General features: G+C 38.4%; 17 protein-coding genes, 1 tRNA gene and 1 other RNA gene. 8 read left to right on the top strand and 11 right to left on the bottom strand.

Annotated features, from left to right (window positions below; translation table 11 throughout):
• Positions 1-161: 161 nt before the first annotated feature.
• Complete coding sequence (locus tag BCL90_RS24080) at positions 162-1,634, bottom strand: glycoside hydrolase family 130 protein (protein WP_121287859.1); 1,473 nt, start codon at positions 1,632-1,634, stop codon at positions 162-164.
• A 150-nt stretch (positions 1,635-1,784) separates the two neighbouring features.
• Between BCL90_RS24080 and BCL90_RS24075 the strand changes: the two genes are divergently transcribed.
• The gene (locus BCL90_RS24075) at positions 1,785-2,852 is read left to right on the top strand and encodes a sensor histidine kinase (protein ID WP_121287858.1); all 1,068 of its coding nucleotides are present in this window, start codon (positions 1,785-1,787) and stop codon (positions 2,850-2,852) included.
• On the opposite strand, the gene BCL90_RS24070 is transcribed toward BCL90_RS24075, so the two are convergent.
• Complete coding sequence (locus BCL90_RS24070; protein ID WP_121287857.1) at positions 2,838-3,941, bottom strand: metallophosphoesterase; 1,104 nt, start codon at positions 3,939-3,941, stop codon at positions 2,838-2,840. The genes BCL90_RS24075 and BCL90_RS24070 overlap by 15 nt on opposite strands.
• A 317-nt stretch (positions 3,942-4,258) precedes the next feature.
• Between BCL90_RS24070 and BCL90_RS24065 the strand changes: the two genes are divergently transcribed.
• Complete coding sequence (locus BCL90_RS24065) at positions 4,259-5,461, top strand: DUF763 domain-containing protein (protein ID WP_121287856.1); 1,203 nt, start codon at positions 4,259-4,261, stop codon at positions 5,459-5,461.
• A gap of 530 nt (positions 5,462-5,991) precedes the next feature.
• Here the strand turns inward: BCL90_RS24065 and BCL90_RS24060 are convergent.
• Both BCL90_RS24060 and gltB read right to left on the bottom strand, forming a co-directional pair.
• On the bottom strand, positions 5,992-7,458 hold the full coding sequence (locus BCL90_RS24060) for a glutamate synthase subunit beta (RefSeq protein WP_121287855.1): 1,467 nt from the start codon (positions 7,456-7,458) through the stop codon (positions 5,992-5,994).
• A 3-nt stretch (positions 7,459-7,461) separates the two neighbouring features.
• On the bottom strand, positions 7,462-11,961 hold the full coding sequence (gene gltB, locus BCL90_RS24055) for a glutamate synthase large subunit (RefSeq protein ID WP_121287854.1): 4,500 nt from the start codon (positions 11,959-11,961) through the stop codon (positions 7,462-7,464).
• Positions 11,962-12,384: 423 nt separating this feature from the next.
• On the opposite strand from gltB, the gene ffs reads away from it, so the two are divergent.
• Together ffs and fsa are read left to right on the top strand one after the other, a co-directional pair.
• An RNA gene (gene ffs / locus BCL90_RS24050) (signal recognition particle sRNA small type) lies at positions 12,385-12,484 on the top strand.
• Positions 12,485-12,575: 91 nt separating this feature from the next.
• Positions 12,576-13,235 carry a fructose-6-phosphate aldolase gene (fsa, locus tag BCL90_RS24045; RefSeq protein ID WP_121287853.1) on the top strand — a complete coding sequence of 220 codons (660 nt, stop codon included), beginning with the start codon at positions 12,576-12,578 and terminating at the stop codon, positions 13,233-13,235.
• A 929-nt stretch (positions 13,236-14,164) separates the two neighbouring features.
• Here the strand turns inward: fsa and BCL90_RS24035 are convergent.
• Both BCL90_RS24035 and BCL90_RS24030 read right to left on the bottom strand, forming a co-directional pair.
• On the bottom strand, positions 14,165-14,671 hold the full coding sequence (locus BCL90_RS24035; RefSeq protein WP_121287851.1) for a D-glycero-alpha-D-manno-heptose-1,7-bisphosphate 7-phosphatase: 507 nt from the start codon (positions 14,669-14,671) through the stop codon (positions 14,165-14,167).
• Positions 14,672-14,825: 154 nt separating this feature from the next.
• The gene (locus BCL90_RS24030) at positions 14,826-16,112 is read right to left on the bottom strand and encodes a sugar MFS transporter (RefSeq protein ID WP_121288007.1); all 1,287 of its coding nucleotides are present in this window, start codon (positions 16,110-16,112) and stop codon (positions 14,826-14,828) included.
• A gap of 494 nt (positions 16,113-16,606) precedes the next feature.
• On the opposite strand from BCL90_RS24030, the gene BCL90_RS24020 reads away from it, so the two are divergent.
• The 3 genes from BCL90_RS24020 to BCL90_RS24010 all read left to right on the top strand — a co-directional run bounded on the left by BCL90_RS24020 (position 16,607) and on the right by BCL90_RS24010 (position 19,221).
• Positions 16,607-16,679, top strand: a tRNA-Lys gene (locus BCL90_RS24020).
• A gap of 248 nt (positions 16,680-16,927) precedes the next feature.
• Entirely contained in the window at positions 16,928-18,148 is a 1,221-nt protein-coding gene (locus BCL90_RS24015; RefSeq protein ID WP_121287849.1) for a site-specific integrase, read from the top strand.
• Between the two features lie 251 nt (positions 18,149-18,399).
• A complete protein-coding gene (locus tag BCL90_RS24010; protein WP_121287848.1) occupies positions 18,400-19,221 on the top strand; it encodes an RpnC/YadD family protein in 822 nt (273 codons plus the stop codon).
• A gap of 71 nt (positions 19,222-19,292) precedes the next feature.
• On the opposite strand, the gene BCL90_RS24005 is transcribed toward BCL90_RS24010, so the two are convergent.
• On the bottom strand, positions 19,293-20,579 hold the full coding sequence (locus BCL90_RS24005) for a hypothetical protein (protein ID WP_121287847.1): 1,287 nt from the start codon (positions 20,577-20,579) through the stop codon (positions 19,293-19,295).
• Positions 20,580-20,756: 177 nt separating this feature from the next.
• Between BCL90_RS24005 and BCL90_RS24000 the strand changes: the two genes are divergently transcribed.
• Positions 20,757-21,017 (top strand): hypothetical protein, encoded by a 261-nt coding sequence (locus BCL90_RS24000; protein WP_394341725.1) that lies wholly within the window; start codon positions 20,757-20,759, stop codon positions 21,015-21,017.
• Positions 21,018-21,339: 322 nt separating this feature from the next.
• On the opposite strand, the gene BCL90_RS23995 is transcribed toward BCL90_RS24000, so the two are convergent.
• The 4 genes from BCL90_RS23995 to BCL90_RS23975 all read right to left on the bottom strand — a co-directional run bounded on the left by BCL90_RS23995 (position 21,340) and on the right by BCL90_RS23975 (position 24,020).
• Positions 21,340-21,948 (bottom strand): hypothetical protein, encoded by a 609-nt coding sequence (locus BCL90_RS23995; RefSeq protein WP_121287846.1) that lies wholly within the window; start codon positions 21,946-21,948, stop codon positions 21,340-21,342.
• 181 nt (positions 21,949-22,129) lie between these two features.
• Positions 22,130-22,492 carry a VOC family protein gene (locus BCL90_RS23990; protein WP_121287845.1) on the bottom strand — a complete coding sequence of 121 codons (363 nt, stop codon included), beginning with the start codon at positions 22,490-22,492 and terminating at the stop codon, positions 22,130-22,132.
• A 734-nt stretch (positions 22,493-23,226) separates the two neighbouring features.
• Positions 23,227-23,715 (bottom strand): DUF6624 domain-containing protein, encoded by a 489-nt coding sequence (locus BCL90_RS23980; RefSeq protein WP_121287843.1) that lies wholly within the window; start codon positions 23,713-23,715, stop codon positions 23,227-23,229.
• Positions 23,712-24,020, bottom strand: coding sequence for a hypothetical protein (locus BCL90_RS23975; protein ID WP_394341724.1), 309 nt, complete (start codon positions 24,018-24,020; stop codon positions 23,712-23,714). The genes BCL90_RS23980 and BCL90_RS23975 overlap by 4 nt, the downstream gene beginning before the upstream one ends.
• Positions 24,021-24,387 lie beyond the last annotated feature (367 nt).

Below are 24,387 nucleotides of genomic sequence, written 5' to 3'. Positions count from 1 at the left end.
TATGTGGTTCTTAGGATTTTAGATTCACCACTACCCTCGGCCTGTGTTCTCACAGACCATGGAAAGGAACTTATGCGATCAAAACCTCGCAGGTTTTAAAAACCTGCGAGGTTTAATGATATTAAATTCATTGCCCTCATTGTAACGAGAAATATCGTTAATTATCTATCATTATTCTCCAACAATTTATTCAACAGCAGCTCTAAATTTACCGTTGCAAATGAAGAACTGTAATCAGACAATCCATAAGGAATGATCAGTTCACCGTTGCTGATGATCGATCCACAGGAATAAACCACATTGGGTACATAACCTTCGCGTTCATCGTTATTAGGGATAATTAAAGGCTCTTTTAAATGGCCTATTTCTATACTTGGGTTTTCAAGATCCAATAAACTTACGCCAATGCAATATCTACGCATCGGGCCAACGCCATGGGTAATTACAATCCATCCTTTTTCTGTTTCTATCGGAGAACCACAATTGCCGATCTGTACCAGCTCCCAATCGTAACGGGGTTGTTTTAACAGAATTGGGTTTTCCCAAACATTAACCTTGTCCGAAAACATCAGGTAATTATTCCAGCCATCAATCCGGCTCATCATTACATATTTTCCTTTAATTTTTCTTGGAAATAAGGCCAGGTTTTTGTTTTGTGCACCATCGCCATAAAGTGGAATCACTTTAAACTCGTAAAAATCTTCAGTTTGTACCAGTTTGGGGATAATTAAAGAACCATCAAAAGCTGTATACGTGGCATAGTACAGCACTTTTCCATCATCTTTAATAAATTTAACGAAACGTGCATCCTCAATCCCTTTACGTTCAAATTCTGAAATAGGAAAAATTACACGATCAGATATGTCTGTATCTTTCGAGAAAGTGATGGTGTGATAGGTGTCTGATAACCAAAGCACTTTATCGTATTCAATTAAACGGGATGGATTATCTTTGTGTAAGCTTTTAGAATCTTTGATGATATTGCTCAAACTGGTATATTCAAATTTGTCATCCAGTTTTGATTCAATTTCTTCTAATACAGAAGGATCGATCTGCGCATAAGCCGCTTTTTTCAGGAACAGTTTTTTAACGTAAATCGCATTTTTTACTACCTCGGCTTCATCAACATAATTCCCTACAGGCAAAACCTGGATATTATTGTTTTTATCAATTAATGCACGCCTGAAAACAATTGAAGAAATGTGCCCCTCACCTACGGCCCTAAAGCTTATGATTACTCTCTTTTCACCTTCCACTAAATCGGTTTGGTCAGGATCATCAACAATACTGGGATTAAAAAAAGCAGCAGATTCTATTGAATATTCGTGGGTAAAGTAAGCACCAATCAACAATCTGGTGTATTCATCAATATCTTCAAATTCGGTGCCTAATGCTGCAAATTGTTTTTTTAACTTTTTACAGTGCCGGGTAAGGATTTTGGTAATATTCCGGTGTCTTTTAGAATATTCCTGTAATATAGGCGATATCAGTGAAAATACTTTTTCATCTGAAAACTCTAAAACCTTCCGGATTACCTCTAATGCTCTCTCCTCTCCATTAAAAAAAAAACGTGCAATAACTCTTTTAGTATCTGGGTTAACCTTAACAGGTTTACGTTCTATGTATAATCTCATTATTTTAGCTGTTTATTGTAATTTTAACGCTTTCCGCCTGATGTCATCCAACGCTATAATAACGGAAGTTACGACTTAATTGTTTATATTATTTACAGTATTTGCACATAATTTTTACCTTTAATTATTCTCCCTTTTAAAGCAGATAACATGATTCCATCAGACGAAATCTTACGTTTAGAAAAATTAAAATACTACGAAATTGTAAGCACACCTGCAGAAAGTGCTTTTGATCAGATCGCACAATTGGCTGCTGAAATATTTGATGTTCCGAATGCAGGTATCGGTTTTCAGACAGAGGAGGAAATTTTTATGAAAGCTCAGGTGGGATCAGCCATCGGCTTACCTTTAAAAAATGATGCCTTTACTTTTTTTGCCTCTGCTCCCCTCAGTTCGCCTGAAGGTTATCCTCTTGGCCTGATTTACGTTGCCGATACTAAATTTAAAACAGCCGAAGCGCAGCATTTAAAAATGCTGAGTAATTTAGCGGATATGGTGATGGAAAAACTGGAGTCTAGAATTGCAGTTAGAAAAGCTTTAAGAGCCTACGATGATCGTTTACACGTGCTTGTTCATGATCTTAAAAACCCTATGACGACCATTTCACTTCAATCTGAATTGATGGGACGCATGCCGGGTATTGATGATAAAGCTGCATTAATTGCTGGTAAGATTAATGCACAATCGAAAAGAATGATTGATAATTTGAACGGCATTTTAAGCGCTGCCCGGAAAGAAGGTAACTCATTTAAGCCTAAGAAATATAAAGTAGATTTAAAAGAAATATTAGAACAGGTAAAACTTGCACTCAATTTATCCCTTAAGCTTAAAAATCAATCCGTTTTAATTGATATTAACGAACCCGTTGAAATTTTTGCTGATCCTGATAAATTAGCAACGATTTTTAGTGAATTACTTAACAATGCCATCAAGTTTTCACCAGCAGGAAAAGAAATTTACATTACCCATGAAATAGCTGATAATGCGGTAACGATTGCGATAAAAGACAATGGCGTGGGCCTGAACGAAGAAGATCTTGAAAAAGTTTTTATGAAATTCGCCCGGTTGAGTCCGGTAAGCACCAATCAGGAAAACACTTATGGATTAGGGCTGATTACCGCAAATGCATTAGTGGATATCCATAAAGGAAAGTTATGGGTAGAAAGCGATGGAAAAGATCTGGGCACAACTTTTTACGTAACATTACCCATTAAATAGGTTTGAATCTGATAATTCGCTGAGTTTCATTTCTTCGAGCAAAATCCTTTCAGAAATGGCATTTCTATGGTATGACCATTTTATTAGTCTAATTAAGCCATTTTCAATTTCAATACCCGTTATATCGCCATCACTAAAACAGCAACATCCGCTATTAAAGTAACCTGGTTTGTATTTACCGAAGCTTGGTGCTTCATCCCCTTCTTTTATCCGTTTATGAAGCTCTGCGTTTAAAAAAGCAAGATCAACAGCATTCTTTTCCTTTTTCGCTTTGTTTAATTTTACATAAATCCGTTCCAGATGTGTTAAAGATGCAAAAACAGGCTGATGTGTGTGTCCGGTAATTAAAGCCATATTCTTTTTTGTCATTATCCAGTTGTACATCAATGTATTATGCACTGTTTTAAGCTGATTGTCGTAGGCAGGCGTATTGGGATTAATTTGAAGGTACGACTGTAGTGGTGCCCAAATGGTACTCACAAACCACTTGCTAAACCAGTTCCCATCACTCTGTAAATCTCCCTGGTGTCCGTGAGTCAAAAAAATATCAAGTTTACTTTCTCCTACTGGCAACCTTAAAATAGCCCCTTCGTAAATACGGATTTTAGTTCCATAAATTCTATTGAGGTTAAACCCGGCTAAAGGATCATTATCCCAATATAAATCATGGTTACCAAATATCTTAGTGAAACGGTTTTTTGTAATGAAGGCTTTTTCTGCTTCGAAAGTAGCTTGATTGTGTTTAATCACAGATTCCAGCAAATTCTCCCAAAGTTCCTCGCTATCGCCCAGATTTATATAATGGAAATCTTGTTGATTATAGTATTCGAGTGCTTTCAGGTAATTCTTTTCGGCTAAAGTGAAATCATCGGCATAATCAAGGGCACCCTTATGCTGATCTGATAAAATAATAAATTTATCAGTATCGGTAACTTCAAAAATAAGTCCCCGTTTCCCAGGGTTGGCATTAATAGTTTTGTAAAGTTTATTTAAAGCTTCATGGATACGTTTACGGTTAGGCCTTGAACCAAATCTATTCGACATGCGGATAATCCAGGCACTGAGTAAACGTTGTAAGAGTCGTCGCATGTATAAAATGAGCCGTCGCTGGTAAATAGTTTTTTAAAGTAACAAAAAATATTGTGAATCGTTTTAAACTGTCATTCTGAACATAGTGAAGAATCTCTGGCCTATGAAACATAGAACCCAAACCTTTTCAGAAATGATATTGGTTACTTAGTATAAGAAGTTAAGTGAATTAAGTCCTACTTTCTAAATTTCGGTAACAAAATGCTATTACAGAATTAACTGAATGAATATCCTAATCTGCAACCCGACTTCTTCATTGCATTCAGAATGACAAATAAAAGCATTCAATTTAAAAATATTTACTAAATTTGTTAGTATTGAAAAGATCAGGAAGCGCAGATTTACCCTTACATTATGGCCATGTACCACCATGGTTGGCCCAGCGTATGGCTACACTTGGTTTAGCGATAACGGAAGCTATATTACTGGAATATGGTAAAGCAGAAGTAATACGCCGTTTAAGCAGTCCCTTTTGGTTTCAGAGTTTAGGTGCGGTAATGGGGATGGATTGGCATTCTTCCGGAATTACCACATCAGTTATGGGTGCTTTGAAGAAATCGATTAATCCCTTATCAAAAGAGCTTGGAATTTACATTTGTGGTGGCAAAGGAAAACACAGCAGAGAAACGCCAAATGAACTTTTAAAAATTGCTGATAAAACGGGGTTAAATGGGACCGAATTGGTTCGGGCGAGTAAACTCAGTGCAAAGGTAGACAATACTGCCATTCAGGATGGGTTTCAATTATACCTTCATAGTTTTATTTTAAGCAACGAAGGCGATTGGGCAGTGGTGCAACAAGGCATGAGCGATAGCAGCTCAACAGCAAGAAGATACCACTGGCATTCTGAAAACTTAAAATCTTTTGTAGAAGAACCACATACAGGCATTTGCGGTATTAATCAAGGCAAGATCCTGAACCTAACGGCTAATGATGCTGATAAGGCAAGGCAGAGCATGATGAGTATGACGACTGAATCGCCAACACGGATGATCAGTGAAATACAAAAGCTGGTAATGCCCGATCATCATGAGGTAAAATCGAAAGATGTAGATTTAAAACGTTTGGGAAGTATTTTGTGGCTGGCTCAGGAAAAGCAACCGGCGGATTTTGAGGAATTATTATTACTCGAAGGTATGGGGCCAAGAACCTTACAATCCATGGCTTTGGTAAGTGAGGTAATTTATGGTACGCCTTCCCGGTTTACTGATCCTGCACGTTATTCTTTCGCACACGGCGGCAAAGATGGTCATCCCTTCCCTGTTCCGGTAAACGTTTATGATGAGACTATAAGTGTTTTGCAGAAAGCAATTGAAAAAGCGAAGATTGGCAACACCGATAAGCAACAAGCCATTAAATCATTGTATCAAATTGCCCGTAATGCAGAAAAAGACTTTATTCCGAATATGGATTTTGAAAAGGTGATTCAAAAAGAACGTGCCGAAAGCTGGAAATATGGTGGCAGAACAATTTTTGGGAAAGAAAAACCACCAAAGAATGAACAGTTGAAGTTGTTTTAAATTGGTTTTGTTTTATCAAGAAACACACAACACACGGATCTAATTTTTAGATTTATCAGTCTGATAGTTAACTTATTATATAAAATTAAAAAGAGATGACAGAGGCGTTTTTTTAGTTTTAGGCCGCGAAGAATCGTCATTGCGAGAAGGCTTTTTCAGCCGACGAAGCAATCTTACAACTATCGCTACCAGCGTGCGCATTAAGATTGCTTCGTTCCTCGCAATGACGACCTTTCTTGCAAGATCTGTCATTGATAGAGCGAAGTTGAAGAATCGTTCCAAATACTATTTTTTCTCACGACATTAATAAATCTGTGTTCATCCTTTTTATCTGTGGTTAATTAATTCCGTGGTCTCGGTGTTTCCGTGGCAGAAATAACACATACATTAAAGGTCTTAGCGAGACGCTAAGACTAGAGAAGACTAAACAGCATGATAGATACTGAAACAAGTTCAGTATGACGACCGCATAAAAACAAAAAAGGTCGTGGTTTGCACCACGACCCTAAAAATATAGAATTTAAAACCTACTAAGCGTATGCAACTGCATCTTTAGATGCCAGTTTAGTTGTTCCCATTAAGTATTCGTCTACTTTACGGGCAGCTTCTCTACCTTCTGAAATGGCCCAAACCACTAATGATTGTCCGCGGCGAACATCACCTGCGGCAAAAATCTTCCCAATATTAGTTTGGTAAGTGTGTTCAGATGCTTTTACGTTTCCGCGGTTATCTAACTCCACACCTAATTTTTCAATTAAACCTTCTTTTTGAGGGTGTAAGAAACCCATTGCTAAAAGTACCAGTTCGCATGGAAGATCTCTTTCGGTACCAGCCACTTCTTTAAAAGTAACCGGACGTCCGTTTGCATCAATTTCCCACTCCACATCAACTACTTTTAAAGCCTTAAGATTTCCTTTTTCATCAGCAATAAAGTTTTTGGTATTTACCGACCAGGCCCTTTGTGCACCTTCTTCATGAGAAGAAGTATTTTTTAGCAACATTGGGTAATTTGGCCAGGGCATGTGCTCGTTACGTGCCTGTGGTGGCATCGGCATAATCTCGAATTGTGTCACTGATTTCGCGCCGTGACGGTTAGAAGTTCCGATACAGTCAGATCCCGTATCACCACCACCAATTACGATTACATTTTTACCTGTAGCCATAATATCTTCTGCTTCAACAGCTCTGCTCGCTACACGTTTATTTTGTTGTTTCAGGAAATCCATTGCAAAATGAACCCCTTTAGCCGAACGGCCATCAATAGGCAGATCGCGTGGAATAGTTGAACCGCCAGCCAATACAATCGCATTGAAATCGCGTAACAATGTACCTATTTCAACATTCTCACCTACATTGGCATTACATTTAAAAATGATGCCCTCTTCTTTCATTAAATCGATACGGCGATCTACTACATTTTTTTGTAGTTTAAAATCAGGAATACCGTACCTCAATAAACCGCCCGGAGCATCGTCACGTTCGAAAACAGTAACTTCATGTCCAACTTTATTTAATTGAGCAGCAGCAGCTAAGCCCGCCGGGCCTGAACCAATTACAGCGACTTTTTTACCAGTTCTGATTAATGGTGCTTTTGCTTTGATAAACCCTTTTTCGAAAGCAATTTCAATGATATGTTTTTCAATTTCCTCGATAGAAACCGGTGGACGGTTGATGCCTAATACACATGCAGATTCGCATGGTGCAGGGCAAATTCTGCCTGTAAATTCAGGAAAATTATTGGTGCTTAATAAAATATTGGCAGCTAGTTCCCATTTGCCCTGGTAAACAGCGTCGTTAAATTCTGGTATCACGTTACCCAATGGGCAGCCTGACTGGCAGAAAGGTACGCCGCAATCCATACAACGGGCAGCCTGATTGTTTAATTCTTTTGAGGGTAATTCATTTAAAAATTCCCCATAGTGTTTTACACGTGTTGCAGCCGCTTCTCTGGTGGGCGCAACTCTATCGTATTCCTGAAATCCTGTTACTTTTCCCATGGCCTAGTGTGTTTTTACTTGTTGGTTACGTTTGCTTAAAACTGCTTTGTATTCTTTAGGGAATACTTTTACGAAATGAGCAGATTGAGTTTTCCAATCGCTTAAGATAAACTCAGCTACTTTACTATCCGTTAAGCGGATATGCGTTTTAAGTAAAGCTAAAATACGCTCCTCATCTTCAGCTTGTAATGGATCAAGATCAACCATTTCTTTATTACACTTGCGTGCAAAAGTCCCATTGGCATCATAAATCCAGGCCACACCGCCACTCATACCAGCAGCGAAATTGCTTCCGGTATCACCAAGAATCAACACCTCACCACCGGTCATGTATTCACAACCGTGATCGCCTACTCCTTCAACAACAGCTGTTGCACCAGAGTTACGTACGGCAAAACGCTCACCTGCTTTACCACGGGCAAATAATTCACCGGAAGTTGCGCCATAAAGGGCTACGTTACCGATAATAATATTTTGTTCAGGGATAAAAGTTGAATTAGAGAAAGGATAAATAGCCAATCTCGCACCTGATAAGCCTTTACCTACGTAATCATTTGCTTCACCTTCCAGTGATAAGGTTACCCCACGGGTATTGAAAGCACCGAAACTTTGTCCGGCCGAACCTACAAATTTAAAGTTGATCGTATCCGGAGGTAAACCAGCGCCTAAATGAACTTTAGAGATTTCATTCGATAACATGGTACCCAATGCACGATCGGTATTTTTCACTTCGAAACTGGCAAATACAGGTTCGTTATTGTCAATAGCAGGCTGTGCAGCAGCAATTAATTTATGATCTAAAACATGATCCAAACCATGATCCTGACCCTCTGTATTAAATAAAGGCAAGCCGTTTTCTTCCGCTTTGTATAATATAGCTGATAAATCAAGATGTTTCAGTTTCCAGTCTTCAGCAGGCAGTTCGCGCACTTTTAAAATATCAGCCTGACCGATCATTTCGTGGATAGTTCTGAAACCTAATTCAGCCATAATCTCACGTAACTCTTCTGCAAGGAAATAAAATAAGTTCACAACATGATCAGCATCACCGGTAAATAACTTTCTTAATTCCGGATCTTGTGTTGCAACACCAACCGGACAAGTATTTAAATGGCATTTACGCATCATAATACATCCCGAAGTTACTAAGGCTGCTGTAGCAACACCCCATTCTTCGGCACCTAATAATGCAGCAATAGCGATATCTCTACCTGTTTTAAGCTGACCATCTGTTTGTAACACAATACGGTTACGCAATTTGTTTTTAACTAATGTCTGGTGTGCTTCTGCCAAACCTAACTCCCATGGTAAACCAGCATGTTGGATAGAGGTTAAAGGAGATGCTCCCGTTCCACCATCAAAACCAGATACCAGAATCACATCGGCATGTGCTTTAGCAACCCCCGCGGCAATGGTACCCACACCAGCTTTTGAAACCAATTTAACATTGATTCTTGCGGCACGATTGGCATTTTTTAAATCAAAAATCAGCTGAGCCAAATCTTCGATCGAATAAATATCGTGGTGAGGTGGAGGTGAAATTAAACCAACCCCCGGCGTAGAGTGACGAACTTTTGCGATCCAGTCATCTACCTTGTGCCCTGGTAATTGACCACCTTCTCCCGGTTTAGCACCCTGAGCCATTTTAATCTGCAACTCATCGGCATTGGTTAAATAATAACTGGTTACACCAAAACGTGCAGAAGCAACCTGTTTAATGGCAGAACGCATGCTATCGCCATTTGGCAATTTAGTATAACGCATTTCATCTTCACCACCTTCTCCGGTATTGCTCTTGCCACCAATACGGTTCATGGCAATAGCTAAAGTAGAGTGTGCTTCATGAGAAATTGAACCAAATGACATTGCTCCGGTTGCAAATCTTTTTAAAATGGCCTCAGTTGATTCTACCTCACTTAAAGGTACTGAAGGGCGACTATAGTTAAATTCGAACAATCCACGGATGGTATAAGCTTGCTGTGTTTGCTCATTCACCAATTTAGAATATTGTTTGAATATATTGTAATCGTTTTTACGCGTTGCGTTTTGTAATAAGTGAATGGTTTGCGGATTAAACAAATGCGCTTCACCTTTACGTCGGAATTTATATGTTCCGCCTGCTGGCAACAAGTTTTCGGTTTGTGTTACCGGGCCAAAACTGCGGTGATGTTTAATTAGCGTTTCTTTTGCAATTTCATCCAGCCCTAAGCCACCAATACGCGAAACAGCGCCAGTGAAATAAGTGTTTACGACTTGTTTATTTAAACCTAAAATCTCGAAAATCTGCGCACCCTGGTATGATTGCAAGGTAGAGATTCCCATTTTTGAGAAAATTTTGAGTAAACCACTATTTACCGCATAAATATAGTTCTTGGTTAACTGTTCTGCTGACAAACCTGATTCATCCTGAAAACCATTAATGGTTTCTAAAGCCAGGTAAGGGTTTATTGCGGTAACGCCAAAACCCAATAAAGTTGCGAAATGATGTACTTCCCAGATATCGCCAGCCTCGATCACAATACCTACAGCACCACGGTATCCTTTACGGATTAAATGATGGTGTACTGCAGAAACAGCTAACAACGACGGCATTGCAGCATGCTCAGAGTCAATAGCTCTATCCGTTAATACAATTACCTGGAACCCATCTTCAACCGCATCAACCGCATAACGGCACAAACGGTCTAAGGCTTTTGCCATAGCGCCAGGTTTACCGTCAGCCCTGAAATAAGTCTGTAAGGTTTTCGCCTGGAAAACACCTGTATCAATACTTCTTAACTTCTCTAATTCCTGATTGGTTAAAATCGGATGTTTAATAGCAACGCAATGTGCTTGTAATGGATTTTCTTCCAAGAGATTGCCATTACTACCCATAAAACTGGCCAAACTCATCACTACCTTTTCACGGATAGGGTCTATCGGCGGATTGGTTACCTGTGCAAATAACTGCTTAAAATAAGATGATAAATGCTGGGGACGTTTTGATAAAATAGCCAGCGGGGTATCCGTACCCATTGAGCCAATTGGTTCTTTGGCTTCGATGGCCATTGGTTTAAGCAAAAGATCAATATCTTCCCTGCTGTAACCAAAAACCTGCTGATATTTAAAAATGGATTCTTCTGATAAGCCTGTAAACATTACACGTGGCTCAGGCAGTTCTTCTAAACGGATCTGGTATTGATTAATCCAATCGCTATAAGGGCTTTTACCACAAACTTCTCCTTTAATTTCATTATCGCTGATAATTCTGCCCTGCTCCATATCCACCACGAACATTTTGCCTGGCGTTAAACGACCTTTTTCGATTACAGTACTTTGATCGATGGCCAATGCACCAGCTTCAGAACCCATAATTACACGGTCATCTGAAGTGATGGCATAACGTGACGGACGGAGTCCGTTACGATCTAAAGTTGCACCGATTAATTTACCATCGGTAAAAGCAATGGCAGCAGGTCCGTCCCATGGTTCCATTAAAGTAGCGTGGAACTCATAGAATGCCTTTTTAACAGGATCCATATCTTCATTGCCATCCCATGCCTCCGGAACCAACATCATTAATACATGAGGTAAAGTTCTGCCTGCATGAAGCAATAATTCGATAACGTTATCCAAACAGCCTGAATCGGAGTTGGTCTCGTCGATTACCGGCAATAACATATCCAGTTCTTCTGGTGTAAAGTAAGCAGAAGCAAAAGACTTAACGCCAGCCCTGAACCAGTTTAAATTTCCTTGTAAAGTATTGATCTCACCATTATGTGCAATAAAGCGGAATGGTTGGGCCAACCTCCACGAAGGAAAAGTATTGGTTGCAAAACGCGAGTGAACCAGACCTAAAGCCGAAACCATGCGCTTATCAGAAAGATCGGTAAAATAGGTGCGTACCTGTAATGAAGTTAACTGACCTTTATATATAATGGTTTGCGCAGAAAGCGAAACGATATAAAAATCTTTACCACCATGAACGGTGTTTACGATCAGTTTAATCAGGTAATTTTTAAAAATATAAAGTTTACGTTCAAAATCAGCACCTGGTGCTACCGCATAAGGACGGGCGATAAATACCTGCTCAATTTCTGGTTCAACAGAAAGGGCCATATTGCCAATATCCGTTGTGTCAACATCAACTTTTCTAAAGCCTAAAATTTCCAGACCTAGTTTTTCTGCGGCACGATAAATCAATTCTCTGCACTCTTCTCTGGATCTGATATCCTTTGGCATAAATAACATACCAACACCATAATTATTGGTTTCAGGCAAGCTAAAGCCAGCTTTTAAACATTCGTCGTAAAAAAATTCGTGAGGAATCTGAATCATAATACCTGCACCATCGCCTGTATTTGGTTCTGCTCCACATGCCCCTCTATGATCTAGATTCTCTAAAATAGTAAGTGCATCAGAGATGATTTGATGCGATTTTCGCCCTTTCACATGCGCAACGAACCCAATACCGCAGGCATCGTGTTCAAATTGCGCATCGTACAATCCACTGTTTGGTTCCATTCTTTGCTCGTTAGTTGTTAGTGTATAGGAAACACTAAGATATAAAAAACAAACCTTAAATTACAGAGTTGACATGATTTTTAGAATAATTTTAGCCCTTAGGTAATTTAAAGTGTTTATATTAAAAAAATGACAATTATTCAGTTAAAAAATTACCATATTAATAATGATAATATTATACAATTAATTCATTTTTTCAACCAAAATCAGACATAAATCGTTTTAATTATTGATTTATTTATGAATATATAATTTAAATATAAATATATCATCCATGAAGTTATTTAACTTGCATTTACTCCTGTTGTTTAACAAATACACATTTCAATTTTATTAATTTACTAATCAGCCACATAGCCTAAAAGATAAAAAAAATGCAAAAATGCATTTCGCGAAACAACTTCTTTTTCTACCTTTGTGGCCGGGCAAGTCTTTTACGACCAGCTCCCTTTGAACTCCCCCAGGGTGGGAACACAGCAAGGGTAGAAGGTTGTAGCGGTGCGATAGAAGGTGCTTGCCCTTTTTTTACCCCCTTAATCCCCTGAAGGGGGGATATTAAATTCTTCAGGGGTTCTAGCAGCAGAACCTAATAATCATTTTAAGAATTTATAAACATGAAATTTTTTATTGACACAGCAAATCTTGATCAAATCAAAGAAGCACAAGATCTTGGCATTTTAGATGGCGTAACCACCAACCCTAGCTTAATGGCTAAAGAAGGTATTACCGGCGAAGAAAATGTAATTAACCATTATAAAGCGATTTGCGATATCGTTGACGATAACGTAAGTGCTGAAGTTATTGCGACTACTTTCGATGAGATTGTTAAAGAAGGTGAAGCTTTAGCTGCTTTGAACCCTAAAATTGTGGTTAAAGTTCCAATGATTAAAGATGGTGTTAAAGCCATTAAATATTTCTCTTCAAAAGGAATTAAAACCAATTGTACTTTAATTTTCTCTGCCGGACAGGCTTTATTGGCTGCAAAAGCAGGAGCTACTTACGTTTCTCCGTTTTTAGGCCGTTTAGATGATATTTCTAGTGATGGTTTGGTTTTAATTGAAGATATCAGAACTATTTTTGATAACTACGGTTACGAAACGCAAATTTTAGCTGCATCAATCCGCGGACCATTGCATATTGTAAACTGTGCTAAATTAGGCGCTGATGTAATTACTGCACCATTAGCTGCTATTGTAGGTTTATTAAAACATCCACTAACAGATAGCGGTTTAGCTACATTTTTAGCTGACCACGCTAAAGCTGCTGGAAAATAATATAAAGTCAAAAGTCTTGAGTCCTAAGTCTTGAGTCGGGTTTCCGGTTTAAGACTTAGGATTTTTTGTTTTATGGGCACCTTACGAAATCTCAATGGGCAAGTGCGCGGAAAGATTTCGTAAGTATGAGTAGGAAAATCGGAATAGAATTTAAGAAGATTACGACTGACGAGCTACCCACTGCTCCTTCCTTTCTAAACTTCGTAAATCATCGTGATTTTTTTTGGAGCGCAGAAACAGTGCTAATCGGTTTCTGTAGTCCTGCTTTCCATTATATTCCGGTAAATGTTCGATAATAACAAAGTTAGCGGAAACCGGAATGCCATTTCAATCAGGTCTAGGTGGCCAGGGCATCTTACGAAATCTTAAAGGGCAAGCGCGTGGAAGGATTTCGTAAGTATGAGTAGGAAAATCGGAATAGAATTTAAGAAGCTTCTGACTGACGAAGTTATCCGCCGCTCCTTCCTTTCTAAACTTCGTAAGTCATCGCGTTATTCTGCGTTAACGATGGAAACGGCATCCTTTTTGGCTGTCATCCTGAGCGTAGTAGAAGGACAGCCAAAAAGATACAGTGTACAACGTGTTAAAACGCCCAAATCATTAGAATGGACATCTTACGAAATCTCAAAGGGCAAGCGCGTGGAAAGATTTCGTAAGTATTGGGCAAGGAAAAGCGCAGTAGAGATCACAGACTTCTGACTGACGAAGTTACCCGCCGCTCCTTCCCTTTCTAAACTTCGTAAGTCATCGCGTTATTCTGCGTTAACGATGGAAACGGCATCCTTTTTGGCTGTCATCCTGAGCGTAGTAGAAGGACAGCCAAAAAGATACAGTGTACAGCGTGTTAAAACGCCCAAATGATCATATCCTTAAGCCATAAATGAATACTATATTCAACTTGTTCTTTTTATGCACCCTCCACGGAGACTCTAGACTAAAGACTCACGACTAAGGACTTCCTTAATCTTCTCATAACTGATTTGCTCATCAGGTTCAATGAGGATGCCCTTCACTCCTGCCCCATTTGCGGCTTCTACATCTCTTGGCTTATCGCCGATCATGATAGATTGTGCCGGGTCGATATCGTACATATCAATGGCATCTAAAATCATTCCGGAAGCTGGTTTTCTGCATTTGCATTCGCCGCCAACAGTTGGGTGATGCGGGCAATAATAAAAGCCAGCAATATCAGCTCCTTTAGCCACAAAAGCATTGCGGAGCATTTGGTGCATAATGGCCAGTTCTTGCTCAGTATAGCGCTTTAAGGCAATACCACCTTGATTTGTGATTACGATTAAGAGATAACCTTCATCAAATAGTTTTTTTAATACCGGAATTTGATAATCTAAGATTTTAAAATCTTCAACACGGCAGATGTAATCATATATTTCGTGATTGAGCACACCGTCACGGTCGAGAAAAATAGCTTTGTTCATTGTTTAATATGGGGATTGAGTATCAAGTATCAAGATGTGAGATATATGATTTAGATCTCGTTTATAATTCGCCAAAATAACTGAAAATTAAGGACAAAAGAAAGCCCAATCTTTAATGCGACCGGGCTTAATCATAAAATTTATTTGGTTTTGGTTATTTTAAATTCAATCCTGCCTTGTGGCCTTTTATCGCAAAAAACAGGATATATAAGTAACAAGGCAATACGGTTAAAAGATAGGCCAGTTGAAAGTTAACATGTAACTTTTCATTTAAAAAAGCGTACAGAAGTGGCATTATGGCTCCGCCTGCTATCCCCATTACCATAATCGCCGAACCGATTTTGGTAAATTTACCCAAGTGGCTAATGCCAAGCGGAAAAATTGCCGGCCACATGAGTGAATTGGCTAAACCCAATAAAGCTACAAAAATTACAGCAAACCAACTCGAAATGGCAAAAGATAAAATGGTAAAGATAATGCCTAAAATGGCACATATTCTAAGGGCTTTTTGCTGAGAGATGTATTTGGGAATGGTAACGATACCGATAATATAGCCGATTAACATACTAAACAATGTAATGGAAGTTAATTTACCACTAATCTCGGCACTTATGCCTAACTCACGTCCATAAATACCAATAATATCACCTGCCATTACCTCTGCGCCTACATACACAAAAATACAAAGGGAACCTAAGAATAAATGCGGAAACTGGAATATACTTTGATGTTTTACAACAGCGCCTTTACTTTCATCTATAACATCCTCTTCAACCTCCACCTCAGGCAAATCAGTGAATTTAATAAAAACCGCAAAAAGGCAGAAAACGATTGCTAAAACAATGTAAGGCATATTTACACGACCCAAAACATCGTTCAATAATTGCTCATGAACAGCGCCGGTTGCCGCTTTGATCTGTTTCTCTACTTCTGAAGCATTTTTTAAAAACAAACTGCCCATAATCAAAGGCACAATCATTCCGGCAAATTTATTACAGATCCCGGCAATACTAATCCGTTTTGCAGCACTTTCTATCGGGCCAATAATAGTTAAGTATGGATTTGAGGCTGTTTGCAACAAAGCTAATGCGGCTCCCTGAACAAAAATCCCGGTTAAGAACAAACCAAAAGTCCTGGTTTGGGCTGCGGGGATGAATATTAAAGAGCCCAGTCCTAAAATTACCAAACCTAAAATAATTCCATTTTTAAAACCCACTTTCTTCAGGATCCACGATGATGGCAGCGCTAGAAAGAAGTAAGCCATGTATGATGCGAAGGTTACAAAGAAGGCCTGTAAGTTTGATAATCCGAAAGATAATTTAAAGAAAGGGATTAAAGTTCCGTTTGCCCAGGTTACAAAGCCAAAAATAAAGAATAGGGCGCAAATAATAATAAGCGGTTTTGGCCCTTGGGTTTGACCTGGCCTTGTTGTTTGTTGCATAAAGTTTTGGTTCGGTTTATTTGATTTTACCAAACTAAACAATAATATTTAATAAAAATCGATCAAACGTTTGCGTAATTTCAACTTTAACAAAAAATGGCTTTCCTTAGTGCTCAAGCACCTAAAACAGGTATGCTCCAGACCGGCATTAATAGCCGTTTTCTTTCTCAAAATCACCCGGTAACCTTGCAATATTCAAAAGGAAAGAATCTTAAACTTGTTTTGCCTTTCCCTCGTCTTTACCTTTATTTGATTAGCATTATGATACGGAGCGTGTTAGCAAAAAAATAGCGCAATAAAAGATGCGGGCATGGGTTAACATTAAATCAACGCAATAAAACAGTTAAATCTATTTAAAAAATAGCGCTAAATAATTAATTTGCCTATAAATCAATACACTAACACCTTTCGCGATTTTTTATTTGCAAGCATTAGTCTATAACCCTATATTTGCACCACTTTAAAGGAAACGGATAACGTTTTTAAACAAAGATGATTCCGTAGCTCAGCTGGTAGAGCATTACACTTTTAATGTAGTGGTCCTGGGTTCGAATCCCAGCGGGATCACAGAAGATAGTATCAAAACTACGTAAAAGCTTGCAAATCAAATGATTGCAAGCTTTTTTCGTTTACCGGAAAACCCAAAATATGCAATAAATCGCATAAAAAAAGTGAGTGATTCGGTGAGTAGTTTTACAAAGTGGTATACTCACTAGGAATGATGTAAGTTATTGATTTACATAAAGTTCAATCATTGAACGACTTGATACGATTAGACTGCAAGGCTAACTTTGTTAACTTTAAATCAGTCGATTATGAAAACTAATTTCAGTCTGCTCTTCTACTTGAAGAAACCAAAAAACTATGTTAAAGGTGCTGTTCCCGTTTATCTAAGGATTACCGTTGACGGAAAACCTGTGGAAATGTCCGCCAGCAGAAAATGTGAACCAGAATTATGGAACACCAAAGCGGGTCACATGATCGGCACAAAGGAAGATGCCAAAACCTTAAATTCCTATCTCGACAAAATGAAAGCGGGCGTTACTGCTGCCCATACTGCTTTATGCGTAGAAGACGCAGACATATCCGCTGAAGGCGTTAAATGCAAGTATCTGGGCAAGGCAGAAAAAATGCACACCATTATGGAGGCCATTAAAATCCATAATACAAACATGGCCGCACTTGTAGAAAAGGAAGATTATGCGGAAGGCACTTTGAGACGGTTTAAGGTGCTTGAAAAGCACGTTAAAGAATATATTTTATTCAAATATCAAACAAGTGACCTCAACATCCGCCATATAGACTATGAGTTTATTGACGGTTTTGATTTCTACCTGCACACCTCAAAGGATAATGATACCAATACCGCCAGTAAGCACCTTAAAAATCTGGGAAAGATTGTCCGTATATGCCTTAGAAACAAATGGATCATCACTGATCCCTTCTTTGGCTATAAGCTTAAATCAAAGCTTGTACAAAGGGAATATCTGACTGCGGATGAACTGCAAAACATTGCGGGCAAAAAATACAGTACCGCAAGACTTACACAAGTTCGGGACTTCTTCCTGTTTAGCTGTTATACGGGGCTGTCTTATGCCGATGTGCAAAAACTCAAACAAACCGACATACGTATAGGGATTGACGGGGAAAAGTGGCTGTTCAGCTATCGTAAAAAAACTGGTACGCCTGTAGCAGTCCCGCTTATCCCAATAGCCGCTGATATTCTGGAAAGGTATAAAGATCACCCTTTCTGTGTCAATCAGAACAGGGCGCTGCCGGTTTCCAGCAATCAAAAAATGAACGAGTATCTGGTGGAGATTGCCGCCCTGTCGGGTATCGTCAAAACATTGGGCAACAGGATCGCCAAACGCACTTTTGCCACTACTGTTACCCTACTGAACGGTGTACCTATTGAAAGCGTATCTAAGATGATGGGGCATACCAATATACGCACCACCCAACTCTATGCAAAAATGCTGGATGAAAAAGTTGCCAGCGATATGGCACCATTAAGAGAAATGTTTGCTGTTGTATAGCATAGATAATGCACACCCAAAACTTCGGTTCGGGTGTGCATTCGTCACAATGTATGGATGCGAAGGAAAGGAATGCCGTTCAAAGCTGCAATATCATCTCCGAAGTCGCAGGAAACCGACAGCCACCACTCCGTAAAGGCTAAAAGCGAGAACAGCGGGCGGATATTTGAGCGACGGGGTTTCGCAGGCCGCACCGAGCGTGGGGATAAATTTATGTGTACAGTACCATTGGAATTAATTAATTTTAACAAATGCCAAATCAAAATTACAACAGGAAACAAGCAAGCCAATATGATAAGATCATTAAGGAAAACCTTGAAGTTACGCTTCCGGTAATTATCAGGGATGTACTTGGTCTGGATATCCTCCTTAGTGAAGAACTGCCTGATGATGTACAGCATACCAAAGAAAGGAAACCGGATGCGCTGAAAAAAGTAACCGATACTAACGGAAACACCTATGTGTTGCAGGTCGAATTTCAGGTAGAAGATGAAAAGGAAATGGTCTACCGCATGGCAGAATACAACATCATGCTGATGCGCAGGTATCAGCTGCCGATAAAACAATACGTAGTATTTTTAAAGGATACAAATCCTATAATGCCGACTTCACTAGAAACTGAACATCTTAAATTTGATTTTACGCTGATCCGCATCTCAGAAGCCAGCTACAAATTATTCCTCAGATCCAACAATCCGGAGGTTAAGATGTTAGGAATATTAGCTAACTTTGGTAAAGAAGATAGTTACCAGGCCGTTAAGTCTATTATTGACGGTATACAGTCGATTACAAAAGGCGATTTTGCCGAAAGCAGATATTTTAAACAATTGCGTATCTTTGTACAGTTACGCAGCAATGTTGAACAACAATTTGAAAAAGCTATGGAAACAGTGACTAAATTTTTCAAGGAAGAAAACGATTTCCTTTACCGCAAGGGTGAAGAAAAGAAAAGCCATGCAGTGGTTGAAAACCTTATTATTAAACTTGGACTTACAGATGAACAGGCTGCCGAGGTTGCAGAAGTAGATTTAGCATACGTTAAAAAAGTACGTGCTGAACTAAATAAAAAATAGGACTATTACAGAGTTATTAATAGGAAGAGCCACATTCGTGGCTCTTTTTGTATAGACCACATCTATAAACTTTATTGACTGATAAACACATATATCATCCTTAATTGATCTACAAAATTTTTAAAATCACCATCATAATGCTTCTTTAGTACCAATAGTTGAAAATGACTCTTTTGGAAGAAACTAAGAAGTTCGCTATCGATAATTGAATTTAACAGCGCATATCGCCTTGGATTGCAGAACAGCATCGCAAAAAAAGCTGTGCTATAATGATATTGCATTTGATAGATTTTTCCGGCAATCCGCAACCGGAGTTCGAGTTTGTAGTAATCGCCCTTATCTTTCCATAGAAAACAGATTTCCGGCGTTTCAATGCTAAAGCTACATGGAATCATGGATGATCTTCTTGGCTTGCCCTTTACATTACGCATTCCATATGTATAACTGTAGTGCGTGTACAACCTTCCTGAAAGTAAAGGAAGCGCCTTTTGCCATAGTTCAAACAGTTGGTTATAGTTAATTTTGTTCTGTTGCCGTTTTTCAGCTAGCCTATTAGCATCATCTTTATATGCTGGGCTTGTTACTAAGGCAATCTTCCTCATGTCGAAGCAAATCTCAACTAGTTTTTGCTGCTCATCCGTAAGATCAATTTCCGGTAGCTGCGTTTCATTAAGCACATATATAGTAAAGCTTCTCACCTCGGTTTTGGCCTTGTTCAAAATCCCTGTATAAGGAACCAAAAAAGGATAATGGTTAGTCCGATACCATTCATTATTAGAATCGGCAAGGCAAAAACCTAATATCACATGTGTCTCTTTAGATGGTTGTTCCTGAATGCAGGGAACTGCTTTTCTTAAGGGAACAGGATTTTGTGATATTACAGGAAGTTGTTTTCCTGGTTTATAGAATCCTTTATATCTTACTTTTGAAGACACATGTAAATTGTCTTTCGACTTGTTAATCATCAGGTACTTAGATTCCCCTGTTTTCTGATCAAAGAAATCCGGCCAATAATAGTCTTCGAAATCATATTCAGTGTCATAGTACATTAATTGGGCAAGCGAAAAATAAGCGTATCGGCTCAAATAGTTTTCATGGGTATCAACTCTGCAACTTATTAATAGCTCGGAGGTGGTGACCTTAATGTAAACCAGTTCTTCCGGATCTTTGTCCAGAATTACACCTATTACGAGCAGTTCATTGCTGAAAGATATTTTTCTGATTTTAATGGGGAAATAACCCCTTTTGGGTTTTCTGATCTCAGAATATTGGTTCAGTGTATTTTCTGTAAGTATTCTTGTATTTGGGGTAAAAGGCAAACGAAAGAAGTTCATTGATGGAATCGTTTTATCAGGCATAATCCACCTCACTTTCTTTTTTAAATTGTGTATAAGGGAATTTATTATATTTGCTTTATGGAAACGCCTACAAAATCTAACAAAGTGCACATCGGCAGAAAAATCAGCCGTATCAGGGAAATACGTGGTATCAAACAAGATTTTCTTGCTATTTAACTTGGCGTAAGCCAGCAGACCATATCTAAGATAGAGCAAAGTGAGGAAGTTGAAGATGCAATGTTAGAAAAGATTGCAGGTGTACTTGGTGTGAGTGCTGAAGCGATAAAGAATTTCAGTGAAGAGGTTCTTATATTCCATATTCAAAATATGCATGATAACGCATCGGCATACCAGTACAATTACCAATGTCATTACAATCCGTTAGATAAGGTGGTAGAACTTTATGAACGTCTACTTACTAGCGAGAGGAAAAAAAATGAGCTTTTGAAAAATAAGTAAATCGAGTACGACTTGAATCTTACAAAAATGTTCAATCCAAGCATATTTATCACTATAATGTAGAACTTCTGTTAGCTGCTGCCCTTTTTGTCAACCTGTTATTTTTAACGATTGAATAAGTCCGTCATTTAATTTAAAATGATAAGACAGCACAACTGGGCTCCCGGAAAATTTCCCGAAACTTCGGCTTTTAGAATTTCTTCTGTCGCTGAATATCCCAAAGGTTTCATAACGGTTTGGTATTCTTCATTAGCGTTTCGGTTAAATTTTCGCCAAGTTCTCCATTGACCTTCTTCCACATATTATTTAGTCTAAACCAATCTCATCTGATGTTAGCAAAATCTTTTTTATCCGTAAAGTATTCAAGTCCTAAAATTAATAATATAGCGCTAATATTATTCCACTTCTGCACTACAGCCAATGAATTCCAATCTTTTGATATGTATAAATACATAGTATAATAATAAATGAGCAAGCATATGATTGCATAAATTTTAAAAAAGTGCAGGTTTGATTTTAGAAGATATACAGTAATGCAAATTATACAAGCCCAAAACAATGTGTTTGAAATAGCAAGCATCAGGTCGTGATATGGTGTAGCTATAAAGAAGGTAAATGGCATTGTCAAAATACCAACATATTTTATAAAATTCGAAGCAATTTTATTTACTATTTTTTTAGAAAAGTTATAGAAAAATAAAGCGCAACTAAATGAATAAAAAAACATACTAATAATAGCCCAAATCTTTGCGCTGTTTGTTGCTCCATTCAAGGCATTTTCTTTGAATAAGTTACTGAAAAAATTTTCAGACCAACTAAACCCTAATGTATTCATATTTTGGTCTGTCCCACCTGGATAATTTAATGTAGCAATAATTAGTAGCGAAACTGATATTGCAATTCCTGTTAATACTAAATACTTTTTAATCATTTTGTTGTCTGATAGTTTGGTTCTTTCACAATGACCGATAACGGTTTGGGTATTGGCGAAGAAGGGGCATTTGAAAAACGTCATATTGGATTATGCGCTAAAGCCCAATAGAATTACAAATGTTGAGGCTTGTACTTCAGCCCCTTTTTTGCCAATACCTTGTTAGCGGTTCGTTGTCTTGTCACAGTAATTCTTCTATAAAATGCCAACAAACTCCAGCTATGTCAATAATATTCACTTCTTTGCCATAAGGCTGTTCTACTGGTTGTCCAACTGGTGGAATGTCAAATTTTTCTGAAAGATTCTTTTTGTTTATATTTTTCCAAAATTCATTTATGTCAGCTACCTTAACAGACACCATCAGGTTTTCGGCAAACGCCTTATTGTCGTATTGTTGTAATATAAATTTACAGTTGCCATTTCTGAAACCAACAAGGTCTCCCCCGTCCCATTCTATTTCAAAACCCAGTTCTTGAAATAGCTGTTTTGATTTGTCAAAGTCTTGTCCCGAAGGAATAAACGGCTCAATAGATAGATAATTCATATTTTATATAGTTTGTCTCCTAGTTGTTAGGTCAAGACCTAATGTTTTTATCATTTTTGTTTTGTTGTCAACTATGTCTATGTTATTTGCAGAAAGTTGTCTTCAAATGACCGCTAACGGTTTGCAGCTTTGCGAATTTTTGATTTACTTGCACTAATAATCCACAGCACTAACTTAATAAAAAATACCGAAACCCGCACAGCGCCCGTCGCCCAAAAATTTGCAAAACTGCGGTTACCAGTAGTTGCAATGGCCGGAACTTTATTATTGATCTCATTGGTCAGTATTTGCGATATTTTATTGATTTCAGACTATGATAATTTTGGTCTATTTCCCCATATTTGCTGGATTTCTTTAAGTCAGGATAATGGCTTTAGGTCAGCATTAAAGATTATTTAATTATTCTGTCATTACAATTTTAGGTCGATTGAAACCCCAATTTCGGAATGCGATTGATTAGGTCAGAAAGTTTTTTTTGTCGATTTTACGTATGTTTTTTTCTTAAGTCTACCAGAAATTTCGCCCATTTGGTCAGCAATTTACGATAGGTCAATCTTGCCTTTCATTAACCATTGTGTTTTTGGTCGGGCAATTACTGGTAACGTTTTGGCGCTTGGCGAAGAAGCGGATTTCGAAGCACAAAACTGTCAACCCAGCACAAAAGTTGATAAGAGGTAGAATGTTCAACTACCACTGAACCCGCTTTTTTGCCAAACGCCTGTTAGTGGCTGTTTTTATTTCGTCCACCCAACATTTTTTTTCCATTGTTCAATTTCTTGCTTTCTTTTCTCAAAGTCTTTTGGTGGCGATTGATTTTCATCTATTACTTGTCTTCTCAATATTTCTGTTTGCTCTTCAAGTGTGTTAAGTCCAATTGATTTTCTTCTTTCATTTACCTTGTTTAATTCGTCAAATAGATTTGGGCTTAAATTTCCGTTTTCGTCCCAGTCAAATTGAGTTCCGTTAAGTTGTGGCTTACCTTCAAAAACTGCTATACGGTCTGTTAGATATGCTAAACTTTTCGAGTCTGCTTTACTTTCACTAACTGCTATTTCCAAAAGTTTCGCACACTTTTTCATAAATTGAGGTTGTCCGATTGAGTGTTGTATTACCAACCAAGCCGCTTCGTTTGCTTCTTTACCAACTTTGTCAATTGTCGGATAGCCGAATGCGTCTATTATGTCGTTCAGGATTTTAGCATTTTCGTTATGCAACTCTTTCATTTGTTCGTTATAAACTTCGCTAAGTTTTCCGCTTTGCACAAATTTGTCTCCGCCACTTTTGCAAGGGATTTTATCTTGTCAACGCACATAATTTCAGTAAGCTTTAAAAAGGTTGAAACACGGGTGAAAATTTGCTCTGCATCGGCTTGTTCAACCTTAAAGTCATCCTTGTAACGTGCAGCGGAATAACTTTTTCCCATGATATCAAAGAGCCGTTTATCCTCTTCACTGCCCGATAAGAATAGCTTTGATGGTGCCGGAGAAAAGCTATCGCACAAGCGAAGTTGTCTATTTAGGTTGTGTATATCAGAACGGTAAGCCAGATGAACCCTTAAGTGGTAGAACTTTATGAGCGCTTACTTGCCAGTGAGCGTGAAAAGGTGGAGTTATTGAAAAAAGGAATTCAGTAGGCTTTCTATCAAGTTCATAAAATACGATTTGATCTGGTCTTGGGAAATGTATCTCTGTGAATTGGTTATAGCTCCCCGGAGAGCCCCACTATGTCCTGAATTTTCTTTACAGTATTGAAAGTGAATAAGTTTGAAGTTGCACTGTCATCAATTGGTGACGCATAACGGTTTAAGTATTGGCAGCTGTTGTTTTTCAATTCCATTCCGTCTTCACTTTTTCACGGTGTAATAGTCCCCACTCTCTCAATGCCACAATTACAGC

It is taken from the genome of Pedobacter alluvionis, assembly GCF_003664035.1.
Lineage (GTDB): Bacteria > Bacteroidota > Bacteroidia > Sphingobacteriales > Sphingobacteriaceae > Pedobacter > Pedobacter alluvionis.
This window is presented reverse-complemented; position numbering and strand designations above follow the sequence as displayed.

Bases quoted from the DNA above. Each gene is read 5' to 3' on its own strand.
- BCL90_RS24080 (WP_121287859.1), bottom strand. From the start codon at position 1,634: ATGAGATTATACATAGAACGTAAACCTGTTAAGGTTAACCCAGATACT.
- BCL90_RS24075 (WP_121287858.1), top strand. From the start codon at position 1,785: ATGATTCCATCAGACGAAATCTTACGTTTAGAAAAATTAAAATACTAC.
- BCL90_RS24070 (WP_121287857.1), bottom strand. From the start codon at position 3,941: ATGCGACGACTCTTACAACGTTTACTCAGTGCCTGGATTATCCGCATG.
- BCL90_RS24060 (WP_121287855.1), bottom strand. From the start codon at position 7,458: ATGGGAAAAGTAACAGGATTTCAGGAATACGATAGAGTTGCGCCCACC.
- gltB (WP_121287854.1), bottom strand. From the start codon at position 11,961: ATGGAACCAAACAGTGGATTGTACGATGCGCAATTTGAACACGATGCC.
- fsa (WP_121287853.1), top strand. From the start codon at position 12,576: ATGAAATTTTTTATTGACACAGCAAATCTTGATCAAATCAAAGAAGCA.
- BCL90_RS24035 (WP_121287851.1), bottom strand. From the start codon at position 14,671: ATGAACAAAGCTATTTTTCTCGACCGTGACGGTGTGCTCAATCACGAA.
- BCL90_RS24030 (WP_121288007.1), bottom strand. From the start codon at position 16,112: ATGCAACAAACAACAAGGCCAGGTCAAACCCAAGGGCCAAAACCGCTT.
- BCL90_RS24015 (WP_121287849.1), top strand. From the start codon at position 16,928: ATGAAAACTAATTTCAGTCTGCTCTTCTACTTGAAGAAACCAAAAAAC.
- BCL90_RS24010 (WP_121287848.1), top strand. From the start codon at position 18,400: ATGCCAAATCAAAATTACAACAGGAAACAAGCAAGCCAATATGATAAG.
- BCL90_RS24005 (WP_121287847.1), bottom strand. From the start codon at position 20,579: ATGCCTGATAAAACGATTCCATCAATGAACTTCTTTCGTTTGCCTTTT.
- BCL90_RS23995 (WP_121287846.1), bottom strand. From the start codon at position 21,948: ATGATTAAAAAGTATTTAGTATTAACAGGAATTGCAATATCAGTTTCG.
- BCL90_RS23990 (WP_121287845.1), bottom strand. From the start codon at position 22,492: ATGAATTATCTATCTATTGAGCCGTTTATTCCTTCGGGACAAGACTTT.
- BCL90_RS23980 (WP_121287843.1), bottom strand. From the start codon at position 23,715: ATGAAAGAGTTGCATAACGAAAATGCTAAAATCCTGAACGACATAATA.